Annotated in this window: 11 protein-coding genes; 6 read left to right on the forward strand and 5 right to left on the reverse strand. The window is 56.5% G+C overall.

From position 1 onward, the window contains the following. Window positions 1-9: 9 nt before the first annotated feature. From CPY64_RS17100 to CPY64_RS17120, 5 genes are all read right to left on the reverse strand, one after another. Window positions 10-624: a response regulator transcription factor gene (locus CPY64_RS17100; protein ID WP_042489187.1), complete on the reverse strand. Its 615-nt coding sequence runs from the start codon at window positions 622-624 to the stop codon at window positions 10-12. Between the two features lie 108 nt (window positions 625-732). Beyond that, window positions 733-2,019, reverse strand: a complete 1,287-nt coding sequence (locus CPY64_RS17105) for an HlyD family type I secretion periplasmic adaptor subunit (protein ID WP_223254112.1) — start codon at window positions 2,017-2,019, stop codon at window positions 733-735. A 71-nt stretch (window positions 2,020-2,090) separates the two neighbouring features. Beyond that, window positions 2,091-4,274: a type I secretion system permease/ATPase gene (locus CPY64_RS17110; RefSeq protein WP_223253974.1), complete on the reverse strand. Its 2,184-nt coding sequence runs from the start codon at window positions 4,272-4,274 to the stop codon at window positions 2,091-2,093. Continuing rightward, complete coding sequence (locus CPY64_RS17115) at window positions 4,258-4,479, reverse strand: hypothetical protein (protein ID WP_022983326.1); 222 nt, start codon at window positions 4,477-4,479, stop codon at window positions 4,258-4,260. The genes CPY64_RS17110 and CPY64_RS17115 overlap by 17 nt, the downstream gene beginning before the upstream one ends. A gap of 42 nt (window positions 4,480-4,521) precedes the next feature. Continuing rightward, the gene (locus tag CPY64_RS17120; protein ID WP_080723860.1) at window positions 4,522-6,039 is read right to left on the reverse strand and encodes a TolC family outer membrane protein; all 1,518 of its coding nucleotides are present in this window, start codon (window positions 6,037-6,039) and stop codon (window positions 4,522-4,524) included. Window positions 6,040-6,146: 107 nt separating this feature from the next. Between CPY64_RS17120 and CPY64_RS17125 the strand changes: the two genes are divergently transcribed. The 6 genes from CPY64_RS17125 (at window position 6,147) to CPY64_RS17150 (ending at window position 16,042) form a co-directional block, all read left to right on the forward strand. Continuing rightward, window positions 6,147-7,115: an IS5 family transposase gene (locus tag CPY64_RS17125; protein WP_054513305.1), complete on the forward strand. Its 969-nt coding sequence runs from the start codon at window positions 6,147-6,149 to the stop codon at window positions 7,113-7,115. A 958-nt stretch (window positions 7,116-8,073) separates the two neighbouring features. Continuing rightward, the gene (locus CPY64_RS17130; protein ID WP_042489195.1) at window positions 8,074-9,501 is read left to right on the forward strand and encodes an NAD-dependent succinate-semialdehyde dehydrogenase; all 1,428 of its coding nucleotides are present in this window, start codon (window positions 8,074-8,076) and stop codon (window positions 9,499-9,501) included. 106 nt (window positions 9,502-9,607) lie between these two features. Further along, the gene (locus tag CPY64_RS17135) at window positions 9,608-10,261 is read left to right on the forward strand and encodes a TetR/AcrR family transcriptional regulator (protein WP_042489201.1); all 654 of its coding nucleotides are present in this window, start codon (window positions 9,608-9,610) and stop codon (window positions 10,259-10,261) included. A gap of 203 nt (window positions 10,262-10,464) precedes the next feature. Beyond that, window positions 10,465-12,810 (forward strand): acyl-CoA dehydrogenase, encoded by a 2,346-nt coding sequence (locus tag CPY64_RS17140; protein WP_042489202.1) that lies wholly within the window; start codon window positions 10,465-10,467, stop codon window positions 12,808-12,810. Further along, window positions 12,807-14,102, forward strand: coding sequence for an acetyl-CoA C-acetyltransferase (locus CPY64_RS17145; RefSeq protein WP_042489205.1), 1,296 nt, complete (start codon window positions 12,807-12,809; stop codon window positions 14,100-14,102). Before CPY64_RS17140 ends, CPY64_RS17145 begins: the two co-directional genes overlap by 4 nt. Further along, a complete protein-coding gene (locus tag CPY64_RS17150; protein WP_042489208.1) occupies window positions 14,099-16,042 on the forward strand; it encodes a 3-hydroxyacyl-CoA dehydrogenase NAD-binding domain-containing protein in 1,944 nt (647 codons plus the stop codon). Before CPY64_RS17145 ends, CPY64_RS17150 begins: the two co-directional genes overlap by 4 nt. Window positions 16,043-16,095: the final 53 nt, after the last annotated feature.

A 16,095-nucleotide genomic window follows, 5' to 3' on the forward strand; every position in this document is an offset into this window, starting at 1 on the left:
AGCAGGGGTTTAGGCTATGCCGTGTACTTTTAGCGCCAACATCAAACGATCTGTTACATCCAGCTTCTCAAAAACCGCCTGAAGATGGGCGCGAACCGTTCTTTCAGTGATTCCCAAGTCGTTGGCAATCAGTTGATTGGAGTGGCCTAGCGAGGCGCGTTGCGCGACCTCGACTTCACGGCTGGTCAATGTGCGTTCCCAGCCAGCTTTAGGTTCCAGCCGACGAGTGACATCGCTGAGCAAACGGCTCAGCAAGGACTCCCCAACCCAGATTTGACCGCTGGCCACATGATCCAAAACCTGCACCAGCAGGGCTGAGGAACTGTAGGCGTGAACGTAACCACGGGCTCCCAAAGCCAAGACCGCCTGACCTTCGGTATCCAATGGGCGTGGGCTGGCAATAATGACCTTCATGCCTTGTACTGCCTGGCTCCACTGAGGGTGGTTCCACAAAGCCAAAGCACTATCAATGACCACCAGGTCACGTTGCTGTTGTTTCCAACGCAATAAATCGTCCATGCCCTGCCCTCTGGCAGGCAACCAGGTGACGGAATCCAGATGACGCCAATGCTGCCACAACGCCTCATCGGCAGTCAGAAATAAAACCGAATTTACTTGTCGCATACCGCTTTTCCCTTACTGGTAACACGAGCTATAAGCCATCAGCTCTTGGTCTGACTCGGGTATTACACCTCTATCGTCAGCGCTACTCCCCCAACGGACCGATCGGCCTTAACGCTCCCTGAACGCGTTGGATCTGGCCCTGAGAATAGGTTTGAGTAAGTACTGCATAACGGTCCGCTTGCCTGTCATGATGTGCACTTCGGCCACCATACCGGGCAGGATCGGACGGTTATCGTCACCGACATACACCGTGTCAGTACGTACTTTAGCTATATAGAATGAATTGCCTTTTTCATCGGTAATGGTGTCGGCACTGGTCTGTTCCAGCACGCCGGGCAGGCCACCGTAAACGGCAAAGTCATAGGCGGTGAACTTGACCTCGGCAGTCTGGCCCGAGTGCAGAAACCCGATATCGCGCGGATTGATGCGCACTTCCAACAGCAGGGTGTCGTCAGTGGGCACGATCTCCAGAATATCTTTACCAGGCTGCACCACACCGCCCACCGTATTGGCAGACAGAGTCTTGATGGTGCCGCGCACGGGCGAGCGCACTTCGGCCAGTCGCACACGGTCGGCCAAGGCACGTTGTCCTTGTTCCAGGGATGCCAGCTTGGCACGTGTTTCAGCCAGTTCAGTACGGGCCTGGTTGCGGAAGGTAATTTCCACTTCACCAATCCGGTTCTGGGCTTCCTGAATCGAGGCCTGGATACGGCTGATTTGTGCTGTGGCTGCTTTTTGCTCACCGCAGTAACGAGCCACATCACGCTGCAGACGCAGCAAGTCCACTTCAGACACAGCCCCGCTCTTGAGCAAGGGGCGAGTCATTTGCAGTTCTTGCGAGGTCAGCCCGCAGCTGGAGGCTGCCTGATCACGATTGGCCTGCGTTTCACGCAATTCCTGTTGACGCTGGTTCAACTGTTCCTGGGCCACCGAAATATTGGAGCGCAGCTCTTCAGTACGAGCCTGCCAGACACGACGTTCCATTTCCGCCAAGTCGGGGGCTTTTTCCAGAACCTCAACAGGCATATCAAAAGGCTGATCTGCGGCAATGGCTTCCAGACGAGCAGCCTTGGCCTTCAAGGACAAGGATTCTGCTTCGTTCTCGCCCAGAGAGGACGAGGCACGGGTTGGATCAATACGCAGCAGGACTTCGCCCGCTTCCACGGACTGGCCAGGGCGGACCAGAATTTCTTCCACCACACCGCCGTCCAGACTTTGCACAATCTGAACCTGGCGAGATGGCACAACCTTGCCTTCACCGCGCACCACTTCATCAATACTGGCCAGGCTGGCCCAGACGATCAGCACGCAAATTGCCAATAACGTCAGCCAGATCAGCAGCGTGGAACCGCGTACCTCTTGGTAGCGAGCCGTCCACGAGGCGTTTTTGAGCATGTTGCTGCCAGGAGGCGGCGCGCTGGTGTCCTGGAGTTGTGCACGCACCCAATGAAACAGGTTCTTTATCTTCATGCTGCACTCCGGGCCTTGCCAATCTGCCCACTACGCAAAGCGGCAATAACCTGATCCTTGGGACCATCCGCCACAATACGCCCCATATCCATCACGATCAGACGATCAACCAGCTCCAGCAAAGCGGTGCGATGTGTCACCAGCACCACGGTCTTGCCTTCACATTCTTTCTGCAAACTGCGACGCAGAGCCGATTCGCTCTGGTTGTCCATATTGCTGCTGGGTTCATCCAGCAACAGAATGGATGGGTTACCAATCAAGGCACGGGCTACCGCAATCGCCTGGCGCTGACCACCCGAGAGGGATTCACCACGCTCGCCAATCATCATGTCGTAGCCATCAGGATGGCGTCGTGCGAAGTCGTCCACGCCGGCCTGACGCGCTGCTGCCAACATTTGGTCGTCGGTTGCGTAGGGTGTCCCCATCATCAGGTTGTGCTTCAAGGAGCCATAAAACAGCATGGGGTCCTGCGAGACATAGCCCATGGAGCGACGCACGTCTGCCGGATCAATCTGCTGATTATCAATTCCGTCGAGCACCACTGTGCCGCCCGTTGGTTTGTACAGACCCAGGATCAGCTTGGACAAGGTGGTTTTACCGGAGCCGATACGGCCGATAATGCCGATCTTCTCGCCAGCCTTCAACGAAAAGCTGACCTTGTCGAGCACGTTCTGAGTTGCACCGGGATAGGTGAAACTGACGTTACGAAACTCGATAGAGCCTTCCAGATAAGGACGTGGCACAAAGTGACGCTCCTCGGGATGCTCTACCGGCATATTCATGTATGAATCGACCGAGCCCAAGGAGGTACGGGCATTTTGATACTGCATCATCAAGCCAGCCACCTGCCCCAATGGAGCCAGGCAACGGCCTGCGATCATGGAGGAAGCAATAATGCCCCCCATGGACAATTTGGTTTCCTGAACCAGATACACCCCGATAATCACCACACTGATAGTGACCATCTGCTGCAGCATTTGCACCGTATTGACGGTGAGCGTGGAGGTCATCTTGATACGGGCACCCTGACGTGCCAGATATTCGGTTGACTGCTCCCAATCGCGCTGAGCATTGCTTTGCGCATTCAGGACCTTCAGGGTTTCCATGCCAGCCAAGGACTCAACCAGCCCGGCATTACGCTGGGCGGCAGCCTGGAAGGTCTGCTTGGTCAGGCGCTCCATGCGGGCCTGCGCAAACCAGGAAATACCCAGAATGATCACAATGGCCACTACCGGCGGGATCAGCATCCAGGGCGAGATCCAGGCCAGCACAGCCAAAAACAGCAATACAAAAGGCAAATCGACCAGTGTGGTCAAACTGGCCGAAGCAATAAAGTCGCGCACCGATTCAAAGGAGCGCAGATTGGCAGCAAAGGAGCCCACCGACGGCGGTCGGTTCTCCATGCGCAAGTCCAGCACACGCTCCATAATCCGCGCAGATAACTGAATATCCACCCGTTTACTGGCCGCATCGACCACATAGGCTCGCACAGTGCTGAGCACCATGTTCATGACCAGAACCAATCCAATCCCGATCGACAACACCCACAGGGTTTCAATCGCCTTATTGGGCACCACCCGGTCGTACACGTTCATGGTGTAGAGCGGAATGGCCAGGGCAAACAGGTTGATCAGCAAGGCAGCGCCAATGGCGTCACGATACAGACGCCAGTTTTGCACTACGGCTGTCCAGAACCAGTGCTTGCCCTTCATGGGGGCTACCCCATCTTTAGCACGCGCTTCGACACGAAAATCCGGCTGCACCACAGCCAACAGCCCGGAGTACTGCGCTTGCAGATCTTCCAGGCTGATTTCGCTGGGGCTGCCACTTTCCGGGAAATGCACCCGGGCATGCTCTCCTTCCAGACCCAACAAGACACATGCGCGGTTATTGTTCAGCAACAAAATAACCGGGAACAGATTGGTGTCGAGTTCGGTAAAGGCGCGGCGCCACACTCGCGCCGTGCAATGGCCTCGCGCCGCCGCCCGATTCAAGAGCGCCGGCGTCAGCCGTCCACGCTGCAAGGGCAGACCCGCAGACAAATGCTGCGGTGTGCAGGGATTACCGTGAATACGGGTGATCTCTGCCAGGCAGGTCAAAAGAGGATCATCATGTGTCAGATGAGGCGGGACACTGAATTCCCCGCTTTTTGGTGTCGTGCTGTCAGATGAGTGGTTCATCGTCATTAATCAAATCCAGCGAATCCCGCAGGCGTTGACGGGTACGTTTGCGCTCGTTCAATTTGGCCAAGGCCTGGGGAGGCAGATCAGTCATACGAAGCACACCGTTTGCAACCAGTGCGTCAATCAAATCCTCCAGTACCCGGATAAAACTGGCATCCGAGACTGAAAGCTCTTGTTTGTAGTCATCTTCGTTTTGACTCATACGTGCCTCCCTTTCTATCTAATAACGCCAAGAAGCAGCGACTTACAGCCCGGCTGGTTTCTCGCGCAGGACTGGCGGAGCCATGCCGTCGCGGTAATCAACAGAAACAGGAGTCAGGTTGCTGGTATCTGGGACAGGCGTCATGCATGCCTTGAATGCCTCTTCGGGGAAGTCCAGCTTGGCGGCCTCTTCAGGCTGCTCCGAGTACGGCTGGGACAGGCCAACTGCCGACACCAGACGGTGCGACAAGGTCAGCCAACGGTATTCAGCTTGCTGCAGGTCGTAAGTGGCGTTGGCCAGAGCACGACGCGCATCAAACAATTTGTTTTCCGTATCCAGCAAGTCCAGCAAAGAGCGCTGACCGATCTGGAACTGCTGCATGTAAGCAACGCGAACCTTGGACGTAGCCAGTTCGTGCTGTTTCAGGAATGGCAGCTGAGCACGCAGGCGCTCAATGTTGTTCCAGGCTACAGCCAGGTCTTGTTGCACGTTGCGGCAGGTGTAGTCACGCACGTCGCGGGCAGCGTATTGCTGAGCCGTTGTCTGACGGATGCGAGCAGCATCGGCACCACCGCGGAACAGGTTGTACGACAGCATCAGCTGAATATTGCTGCTTTGCGAATCGCGGTAAGCGGAACCGGGAGGGTCGCTTTTGTCTTTACCGGTGGCGGCACGAAACTCCAGCGTCGGCGACATGCGGCCTTGAGCCACGTGCTTACCCGACTCGGCAGCTTGATACAAAGCCTGCTTGGCCAGAATCACAGGACTGGTGCGCAAGGATGGCAAGAAATCAGTTGTTTTGGCGGGAATCGACTCGCTCAGGCTAGGCGCCGCTTGCATGACTTCAGGAGCAGCCACGCCCACGATACGACGGTAGCGTTGCAACACGTCGTTCAGGTTGCCGGCCTCGGTCATCATGTTGCTTTGAGCCAGGGACTGACGACCATACGCCTGTTCCAGGTCAACGCCACGACCTACGCCCGATGCCGAACGCTCCTGAATCTGGCCCAGGATGTTCATGTGCATGCCGTAGTTTTCACGGGCCAGCTTTTCCATTTCACGGTAGCGCAGCACGTCGATGTGCGCGTTAGCCGCTTCCAGAGCCAGGGAGTCTACCGATGCCAGCAGTTCGTAGTAGGTAGCCAGTTTTTCGTAGCCCAGCTGACGCACCTGGTTGATCGAGGAGAAACCATCAAAAATCAACTGACGCAGCTGCAGGCTGTAACCACGGCGGGACCAGTCCGTAGACGGAGCACCCGATGTGCTGCCACGCCACTCTTTGCCAACCCAACCTTGAGCATTGATTTCAGGCATCAAGGCGCCACGGCCGACATTCTGGCCTTCAAGCGCAGACTGGAAATCCTGGAAGCGAGCACCAAGTTCAGGATTGGACATGATTGCCCGCTCAATACTGTCCTTGAAGCTCAAGCTGTTTTCCTGCTGGGCAAGCGCTGGTTGCGCAAGCAGTAACGCTGTCAGCAGCGAACTTACTGTTAGAGTTTTCTTACCACGCACGTCGGCCTCCGTAAGATCCTGTGCCACGTCCGCAACAGACGCCATCACGTCAGCGTTGCAACGCATTGCCAGATCAAATTTAAGGAATCTCTGAACAATTCCCCCGCGCAACGGTAAACTTCGTCTGTCACACCCTCACGAGTCTGTTCATCATGAGCCAACTGAGTTTTTCTGAAGCGGAATTTGCCGGTAAGCGCAAGCAGACACGCCGTGAGAAGTTCTTGAACGAGATGGATCGCACGGTGCCGTGGGATTACCTGGCCGGTGAGATTGCCAAGCACTACCCGCAAGAAGGCAAGGTGGGTCGCCAGCCGTATCCCATTGAGGCGATGCTGCGGATTCACTTCATGCAGCAATGGTTCAACCTGAGCGACCCGGCGATGGAAGAGGCGTTGTACGACAGTTTTTCGATGCGCCAGTTCGCCAAGCTGCCCGGTGGTCGTGCGCCGGACGAGACGACGATTCTGAACTTTCGTCACCTGCTTGAGAAGCACAACATTGCCGAAGAAATGTTCGAAGGCGTGAACCTGCTGCTGCAAGACTATGGGCTGATGGTGCGCCGGGGAACGATTGTGGACGCGACGATCATCGATGCGCCCAGCTCGACGAAGAACGCCCAGGGCGCGCGGGACCCCGAGATGCACCAGACCAAGAAAGGCAATAACTATTTCTTCGGCATGAAGGCGCACATTGGGGTCGATCTGCATACGGGCCTGGTGCATTCGATGGTAGGTACCGCGGCCAACGTGGCGGATGTGACGCAGGTCGATGGGCTGCTGCACGGTGAGGAAGAACTGGTCTTGGGTGATGCGGGCTATCAAGGTGTGGGCAAGCGCGAAGAGCACCAGGGGCGCGATGTGCAGTGGCATATTGCGTTGCGCCCGAGCCTGCGCAAGAGATTGAGCAAGACGGTGCAATCGTTGCAAGACGCCTATGAATACACCAAGGCCAGCCTGCGGGCCAAGGTGGAGCATCCGTTTCGGGTGATCAAACGGCAGTTCGGCTACACGAAGGTGAGGTATAGGGGGCTGGCGAAAAACACCGCGCAGTTGCTGACGCTGTTCACGTTGAGCAATCTGTGGATGGCGCGACGACATTTGATGGCAGAGGTGCGCCCATAGGACATCAAAAGGCCCGGAAAAGGGCTATTCTGAGCGAAAACACAACGGAAAATCGGGATTTTGGACGTTTTTTTCTGATTTTCTGAAATCAGGCGACAACCAGTGGGGAATTTGGGTCGGCTGGCTGATTGATCAGACCGTCCTTAAGTACAAAAATGAAAGAAGAATGGGTTCGGTGTGTCGCTCAAACAAAGCGAAAGAAACACCACCCGAGGGCCCAACACCTATGTATTGCACATGGGCTTTACACCTAAGACTGGTAAATACATCGCCAGCCGCAGCAGTATGTTCATAATGGACCGGGGCAAGACAAGGCGGAGCTACAGGCTTCTGACCTGTATTCTTGGAGCATAACCTTGTGTCTGATTGTGACTTTTTACGTGACGCATAGTGAAACCCATCACGTAGATCACGGGACAAATTGTATCTTAGATTACAAGAGCCTTCGTGGATGACAATGTTAAAAATGATAAATAGCCTGTGATAAAAAAGGCAACAATACACTGAAATTAAACGATTTCGGGCGATTAGGCACTAAACCAATAACTGTTGCGCCTGTCCCACTTGGCTTGATCGTTGGTAATAATTTACAAAAAACTTTCACCTTAATAAGCATTTAGGTTACATCAAGGTAAAACCGAGTTATCACCAAGCGATAAAAACATTTTCACTGTTAAAAGCATAACAATCGCTCACATTAAGAATGCTGCATTTGTAACGATTTCTTATTGAAACTTGATGTCGATTTCCCTCTCTTTGTCAGGCGTTCAAAAAGAGATATGAAATCAAAAACTTATAACAATCGCATGAAGGGCTCCCTGTTTCGCGCCCGTTTGTTGCTTCTCTGAACAATCCGTTGCTGCAATATCCACCGCCCACGCTTGTCCCGTTTCTGCGCGCCCGATACCATCGAACGGTACGTATCTAGTTAGCAACACAGACAACTTGGAGGCCGCACATGTATCAACACCTGGCCCTGTATATCAATGGTCAATTCCTGGACGGGCAAGGTCGCCAGACCCAGGCCGTCATCAACCCAGCCGATGGCAGTAGCTTGGGCCAACTGCCCCTGGCGTCCCAGGCGGATCTGGATGCCGCTCTGAATGCCGCTCAAGCCGCATTCAAAAGCTGGCGTCACAGCTCGCCCATGGATCGCAGTGCGATTCTGCGCAAGGTGGCGGAGCTGTCCCGCGAGCGCGCCCAGGAAATTGGCCGCAATCTGACGCTGGACCAAGGAAAACCCTTGGCCGAGGCCGTCGGCGAGATCATGTCCTGCGCCGATCATGCAGACTGGCACGCCGAAGAATGTCGTCGTATTTATGGCCGTGTCATTCCCGCCCGCAACCCCAAAGTGCAGCAAATGGTATTGCGTGAGCCTATTGGGGTCTGCGCCGCCTTTACGCCCTGGAACTTTCCCTACAACCAGGCTATTCGCAAAATCTGCGCCGCTATCGGTGCTGGCTGCACGATTATTCTGAAAGGCCCCGAGGACTCTCCCAGCGCCGTCATGGCCATTGCCCAAGCTTTCCACGATGCCGGCCTGCCGCCCGGCGTGCTGAACATTGTCTGGGGTGTGCCGCAAGAGGTATCGGACTACCTGATCCGCTCGCCCATCGTACGTAAAGTATCCTTTACCGGATCTGTGCCTGTAGGCAAGCAACTGGCTGCACTGGCCGGTGCTCATATGAAACGCATCACCATGGAATTGGGCGGTCACTCGCCCGTACTGGTCCTGCCCGATGCCGATGTGGCCCGGGCTGCTCGTCAGCTGGCTCGTTTCAAGATCCGTAACGCCGGGCAGGTTTGCATCTCCCCCACGCGCTTTTATATCCATGACGATATTTACACAGCCTTCGTGGACCGCTTCACCGAAGAGCTGGCCAATGTGAAGGTAGGTGATGGTCTGGACCCGGATACGCAAATGGGCCCCTTGGCTCACGAGCGCCGCATCCCCATGATGCAAAAGTTTGTCGACAACGCCCGCTCTCTGGGCGGCAAAGTGTTGTTGGGCGGTGAGCAGATCAAGCGTGACGGTTTCTTTTTCTCGCCCACGGTGCTGACGGATTTACCTGACGATGCCCTGGTCATGACCGAGGAGCCTTTCGGCCCCATCGCCCCCTTGACCCGCTACAGCGACCTGGACGATGCCATCGCCCGCGCGAACAGCCTGCCTTATGGTTTGTCTGCCTATGCTTTTACACAGTCTTTGCAAGATGCGCATCGACTGGGCACAGAGCTGGAATCGGGCATGGTCAATATCAACCACTTTGGCAGCTCCCTGCCCGAGACTCCGTTTGGTGGCGTCAAGGACAGCGGCATAGGCAGCGAAGGCGGAGCTGAAACCTTTGACGGATACTTAGTCACCAAATTTGTGACCCAGATCTAAGACTGGCCCCTGGCCTCGCTTTGCGGGGCTAGGGTGAACCCCTACTGTACTAACTCCGCATTCCCGTTACATTATTCAAACACTCGTTTGAAATTAGGAAATAACGGTGAAACGCTCTGATCGAACACAGTCCGCCATTCTTGATGCAGCCGAACATCTGTTCGCGCTGTACGGTCACGAAAACACCTCCATGCGCCAAATTACGGCGCAGGCCAAGGTAAACCTGTCTGCCGTCAATTATCACTTTGGCAGTAAAGACGGACTGACGCAGGCTGTGTTCCAGCGCCGCCTGAACAGCATCAATCAAGAGCGTCTGGAAAAGCTGGCTTTTTATCGCCAGCAAGCCGGTGAAGGTCCGTTGAAAGCCTCCCAGGTGGTGGACGCCTTTTTTGGCCCTCTGATCCGCCTGGCAGGCTCAGGCAACGGCACCCCCCGCTCGTTTATTCCTTTGCCCGGGCAAGACCGCCCGGCACCGCAGGATTTCATTCAGTCCATCTGTTGGGACGAACAAGTCGCCATCTTCCTGCCCTTCAAGCAGGCTTTACACGAAGCCCTGCCCACTGTGCCGGAAGAAGAAATCATCTGGCGATTCCATTTCATGCTGGGTGCCACGTCTTACGCATTAATGGGCACCCAATCACTACGTCGGACCTTGCAATTACCCCTTAGCGACAGCCCCGAAAGTGAGCAACAACTGCAACAACGTCTGATGAGTTTCCTGCTGGGTGGATTACGAGCTCCTTTGCCGGCCAGCGCCTGAGCTGAACGGTCCTGACCACCAAACTACACCAAGGTGAACCACGCCCCTCTTTTAGGGGCAGCAAGTCGAAGGTGCAGCGTGGGGGTATTTTTTACCGCCGGGCCGCTCCCAAGGTAAAAAGCGCCCCCTCGGGGGGCAGCAAGCCGAAGGTGCAGCGTGGGGGCATCCTTCTTCTTTTTTTTCTGAGCTAGTCCGGAGTTGCTATGTTTGTGACCTTGCTATTGATAGTGCTAGTGCTTGGCTGCGTCTACGTTCTCAAAAACCGGAATCTACGTACCAAGTGGCTAAGCCGCCCAATCTACCGCGCTTTTTCCAGCGTTTTGCCTGCCATGTCCCAAACCGAGCGCGATGCGCTGGAAGCGGGTACGGTCTGGTGGGAAAGCGAGCTGTTTCGCGGCAAACCTAACTGGAACACCCTGAGCTCTTATCCGGCCTACCGGCTCACCGATGAAGAGCGCCAGTTCATGGACAATGAGGTCAACGTGGCTTGCGCCATGATTGACGACTGGCAAGTCAGCCAGGAAGACTTCGACATGCCTGCCGAGGTCTGGAACTATCTGAAAGAAAATCGCTTCTTCAGCCTGATTATTCCCAAGGAATACGGCGGTCGCGGTTTTTCGGCGCAAGCGCACTCGGCAGTCGTGGCCAAGCTATCCACCCGCAACTCGGCCTTGTCCGTGTCGGTGATGGTGCCCAACTCGCTGGGGCCGGCAGAATTGCTGCTGCACTACGGTACTGACGAACAAAAACAACACTACCTGCCCCGTCTGGCAGATGGCCGTGACATTCCCGCTTTCGCACTGACCAGCCCTTGGGCCGGTTCCGATGCCGCCTCCATTCCTGACGTAGGTATTGTTTGCAAAGGCGAATGGGAAGGTCAGGAAGTGCTGGGCATGCGCGTCACCTGGGACAAGCGCTACATCACGCTGGCTCCGGTGTGCACCTTGCTGGGTCTGGCCTTCCGCCTCTATGACCCGGACGGTTTGCTGGGTGGCGAAAAAGACATTGGCATTACCTGCGCCCTGGTCCCTAGCGATCACCCTGGCGTTGATACCGGTCGCCGTCACTTCCCCCTGAATGCCATGTTCATGAACGGCCCCACCCGCGGCAAAGACGTGTTCATGCCGCTGGAATTCATTATTGGTGGTCCCGACATGGCTGGCCAAGGCTGGCGCATGTTGATGGAATGTCTGGCTGCCGGCCGCTCCATCTCCCTGCCCTCCTCCTTTACCGGCATGGCCAAACTGACCAGCCGCGCCGTGGGTGGTTACTCCGCCGTGCGTACCCAGTTCCGCAGCGCCATCAGTAAATTTGAAGGCGTGGAAGAAGCACTGGCCCGCATTGCCGGCCATACCTACGCGATGGATGCCGCCCGCACCATGACGGCGGCGGCTGTCGATCTGGGCGAAAAACCCTCCGTTGTATCAGCCATTGTGAAATATCACGTGACTGAACGTGGGCGCATTGTAGTGAACGACGGTATGGACGTGATTGGTGGTAAAGGTATTTGCCTTGGCCCCTCCAACTTCCTGGGCCGGGCTTACCAGCAAATTCCCGTCGGCATTACGGTGGAAGGCGCCAATATTCTGACGCGCAGCCTGATCATCTTTGGCCAAGGCGCGATTCGTTGCCATCCTTTCATTCTGGAAGAGATGACAGCCGCACTGGACCCTGACCGCGAAGCCGGTTTGCGTAAATTTGACCAGGCTTTCTGGGCGCACATCCGCTACACACTGGCCAACACAGGTCGCTCCTTCTGGTTGGGCTTGGGTGGCTGGCGCTTGCTAAGCGGCCCTACCGGCACCTCCAAGGCCATGCACACCTACTACAGCCAGGCCAGCCGTTACAGTGCCGCCTTCTCCTTGCTGGCCGACGCGTCCATGCTGGTGCTGGGTGGTTCGCTGAAAATGCGTGAGCGTCTGTCCTCGCGTCTGGGCGATGTGTTGTCCGAGCTGTACATGCTCAGCGCCGTACTCAAGCGTTACCAGGACGAAGGTCGCCAGCAAGAAGATGCGCCTTTGGCTCACTGGGCGGCTCAAGACGCCTTGATGCGCGCTCAACATGCGCTGGACAAGGTACTGGAAAACTTCCCGAACCGTCCTTTGGCTGCCGTGCTGCGCTTCCTGGTCTTCCCTCTGGGCCTGCGCCGTCTGGGTCCCGATGACAAGCTGGATCACACCGTCGCCAAGCTGCTGACCAAACCCGGTGCCACTCGTGATCGCCTGACTTACGACACTTACTTGCCTGAGGACGATATGGAACCCGTCGGCGCGATTGAAGCTGCCTTGCTGGCGACGCTGAACACTCGCGATATTGACGCCAAAATCCGTCAATTCGAGAAAAGCGGTCAATTGCAGGACAACCCCAAAGCCAACGTGCGCGATCTGGCCGAAGCCGTCTTCCAGGCCGGTGGCATCACCGCCCAGGAATATGAACAAATCCAGGCCCGTGATATCGTGCGCGACCGCGTTATTGCCGTGGATGATTTCCCCTTCGATCTGCGTCGGGAAAATCCTGCCGCTGAAGCCGCCAGTGGGAGCCAAGTATGAGTTTTCAACCGGTCTATATTATTGACGGCGCGCGCAGCCCGTTTCTGAAAGCGCGTAATGCGCCTGGCCCCTTCTCCGCTGGGGATCTGGCCGTACAAACAGGACGCGAGCTGCTGCTGCGCCAACCCTTTGAGGCCCCGCAACTAAGCGAGGTCATTCTGGGTTGCGCCGCCCCCTCGCCCGATGAAACCAATATCGGCCGGGTTCTGGGTCTGCGTCTGGGCACAGGTCACAAAGTGCCGGGCTGGACCGTGATGCGTAACTGCGCTTCGGGCATGCAAGCACTGGATTCGGGCGTGCAGGCCATTCAAACCGGCCGCTCGGATCTGGTGCTGGCCGGTGGTGTCGATGCGCTGTCTCACGCCCCCATCCTGTTCAGCGACGACATGGTGCGCTGGCTGGCCACCTGGGGCAAGGCCCGCAGTGCAGGCGCACGTCTGAAAGCCCTGCGTAGTCTGCGCCTGTCCTACTTGAAGCCTGTCATCGGCCTGCTCAAAGGGCTGACCGATCCCGTGGTCGGTTTGTCCATGGGCCAGACCGCTGAAAATCTGGCGCACGAATTTGGCATTACCCGTCAGGATATGGATGAATTTGCGGCCCGCAGTCACCGTCTGGCCTTGCGCGCCCAGCAAGAAAACGCTTTTGAAGAAATCGTGCCGCTTAGCGACACGCGCGGTAATAACTACCCGCAAGATGATGGTGTACGCGAAGACTCCACACCCGAAAAACTGGCCAAGCTGCGCCCGGTCTTTGACCCGCCCTGGGGCAATATCACGGCCGGCAACAGCTCTCAAGTCACTGACGGCGCAGCCCTACTGATTCTGGCCAGTGAAGCGGCCGTCAAGGAACATCAGCTCAAACCCATTGGCCGCATTGTGGATGCGCAATGGGCCGGTCTGGACCCGGCCACCATGGGCCTGGGCCCTGTGTTCGCCGCGACACCTATTTTGGAGCGCAACCGTCTGGCCCTAAATGGCCCCGACTTGTGGGAAATCAACGAGGCCTTTGCAGCACAAGTACTAGCATGTCGTGCTGCATGGGACGATCAGGAGTGGTGCCAAAAACACCTGGGTCGTGATGCGTTGGGACTGCTGGATATGGACAAGCTCAATGTGGACGGCGGTGCTATTGCAATCGGCCATCCGGTGGGTGCCTCCGGCGCCCGAATTGTGCTGCATTGCTTGAATGCCCTGCGTCGTCGCAACTTGCGCCTGGGCATGGCCGCTATTTGTATTGGCGGCGGTCAAGGCGGTGCCATGCTGATCGAATCGCTGCAAGGAACTGAATCATGATGCCCGTCGCTACCTTGAATTTGCAAGACTTCACGCTGTACACGGACGATCAGCAAATTGCCTGGCTGAAAATCGATTGCGTGGGCAGCTCGGTCAACCGACTCTCTGCCGCTGTTTTGCAGGAGCTGAACCAGGCCCTGGATTACCTGAGCAGCCATCCTCCCAAAGCCCTGATTATTTACTCGGGCAAAACCGCCGGTTTTATTGCAGGCGCCGACATTGATGAATTCTCCGAACACAACAACAACCCGGAAAAGGGCCTGGCCCTGGTGACTCGTGGCTGGACAGTGTTCAACAAGCTGGCCAAGCAAAGCTACCCCACGTTGGCGCTGGTGCAAGGTCACTGCCTGGGCGGTGGTCTGGAACTGGCCCTGGCCTGCCGCTATTGCCTGGCGGTAGATCAGGACGACACGCGGCTGGCTCTGCCTGAAGTGATGCTGGGTATTTTCCCCGGCTGGGGCGGCATGTTGCGCCTGCCTGAATATATAGGCCCTGCCGCTGCCATGGACTTGATGCTCAGTGGCAAAAGCGTGGATGCTCGCAAGGCCGCCCGTCTAGGTATGGTCGATGCTTGCGTCCCTGTCCGTCTGGCCAAGCAAGCCGCCGTCAAGCAGGTGCTCAGTGGCAAGAAACCACGTCGTGCCAAAGGTCTGCCACGCCTGATGAATACCAAGCTGCTGCGCCCCCTGGTGGCTGGCCAAGTGCGCAAGCAGTTGGAAAAGCGCGATCCGTATCAGCACTATCAGGCCCCTCGTGCCATTTTGGAGATATGGGAAAAGCACAACGGCAATGCCTTGAAGGCTCCCGAGCTGATCGAGCAAATCACCCGTTCCAACACCGCAGCCAATCTGCTGCGTGTCTTCCATTTGCAAGAGCGTCTGAAAAGCGTAGGCAAGCATTCGTCGACTCAGGAGATCAAGCATATTCACGTGGTCGGTGCTGGTGTCATGGGGGGCGATATTGCCGCCGTATGTGCGCTGAAAGGCATGCGTGTGACGCTGCAGGATCAGGACCGCAAGCGTATCGCCCAGGCTCAAGGTCGTGCCGCCAAGCTGTTCCAGCGCCGTCTCAAAGACCGCAGGCTGGTACAAGCCGCATTGGACCGATTGATTCCGGACCCGGACGGCCACGGCATCCCTTCGGCAGATCTGGTTCTGGAAGCCATCTTCGAGAACGCCGATGCCAAGCGCAGCCTGTACGCCACCATTGAGCCCTTGCTAAAGCCTGGTGCTGTGCTGGCAAGCAATACCTCCAGCCTGCCTTTATCCGAGCTCAGCCTGAATCTGATCAATCCGGAACGACTGGTAGGCATTCACTTCTTTAACCCGGTCTCTCGCATGCCCTTGGTGGAAGTGGTGGAAAGCGAACTGCTGGCCCCAGAGGTGCGCAGTGCCGCCTACGCCTTTGTGAACCAGATCGGCAAGCTGCCCTTGCCCGTCAAGGACAGCCCCGGCTTTCTGGTCAATGCCGTCCTGGCTCCCTATATGCTGGAAGCCATGCGTTGCGTGGACGAAGGACTGGACCCGGCCACCGTGGACAAAGCCATGCTGCAGTTCGGCATGCCTATGGGCCCACTTGAATTGGCAGACACCGTGGGCCTGGATATTGCCCGTGATGCGGGCGCGCAACTTAGCCAGCAAGCGGCCATGCCAGCCTGCCTGAAATCCCATCTGGATCGCCAGGAACTGGGCCGTAAAACCGGCCAGGGTTTCTACACCTGGAAGGATGGCAAAGCCCAGAAGTCTCCTGCGGGAACGGTTCCAAGCGGTCTGGCAGATCGCTTGATTAAACCCCTTATCGAACAGACCGAGCATCAGGTTCGGATTGGGGTTGTGGAGAACGATGACATGGCCGATGCAGGTGTCATTTTCGGTACCGGCTTTGCCCCTTTCCGCGGAGGTCCGTTGCATTACAAAGCAACACAAAAACAACGCAATTAGTTCGGATTGGCACAAATACCTATACGCCGATTGGCCTAGGTCATGCACCATAG

Source organism: Alcaligenes faecalis, assembly GCF_002443155.1.
GTDB classification, from domain to species: domain Bacteria; phylum Pseudomonadota; class Gammaproteobacteria; order Burkholderiales; family Burkholderiaceae_B; genus Alcaligenes; species Alcaligenes faecalis.

What these genes read in the sequence shown, in the direction of transcription:
- CPY64_RS17130 (WP_042489195.1), top strand. Translation starts at nt 8,074, where the DNA reads ATGTATCAACACCTGGCCCTGTATATCAATGGTCAATTCCTGGACGGG.
- CPY64_RS17100 (WP_042489187.1), bottom strand. Translation starts at nt 624, where the DNA reads ATGCGACAAGTAAATTCGGTTTTATTTCTGACTGCCGATGAGGCGTTG.
- CPY64_RS17150 (WP_042489208.1), top strand. Translation starts at nt 14,099, where the DNA reads ATGATGCCCGTCGCTACCTTGAATTTGCAAGACTTCACGCTGTACACG.
- CPY64_RS17105 (WP_223254112.1), bottom strand. Translation starts at nt 2,019, where the DNA reads ATGCTCAAAAACGCCTCGTGGACGGCTCGCTACCAAGAGGTACGCGGT.
- CPY64_RS17125 (WP_054513305.1), top strand. Translation starts at nt 6,147, where the DNA reads ATGAGCCAACTGAGTTTTTCTGAAGCGGAATTTGCCGGTAAGCGCAAG.
- CPY64_RS17140 (WP_042489202.1), top strand. Translation starts at nt 10,465, where the DNA reads ATGTTTGTGACCTTGCTATTGATAGTGCTAGTGCTTGGCTGCGTCTAC.
- CPY64_RS17120 (WP_080723860.1), bottom strand. Translation starts at nt 6,039, where the DNA reads ATGGCGTCTGTTGCGGACGTGGCACAGGATCTTACGGAGGCCGACGTG.
- CPY64_RS17115 (WP_022983326.1), bottom strand. Translation starts at nt 4,479, where the DNA reads ATGAGTCAAAACGAAGATGACTACAAACAAGAGCTTTCAGTCTCGGAT.
- CPY64_RS17110 (WP_223253974.1), bottom strand. Translation starts at nt 4,274, where the DNA reads ATGAACCACTCATCTGACAGCACGACACCAAAAAGCGGGGAATTCAGT.
- CPY64_RS17145 (WP_042489205.1), top strand. Translation starts at nt 12,807, where the DNA reads ATGAGTTTTCAACCGGTCTATATTATTGACGGCGCGCGCAGCCCGTTT.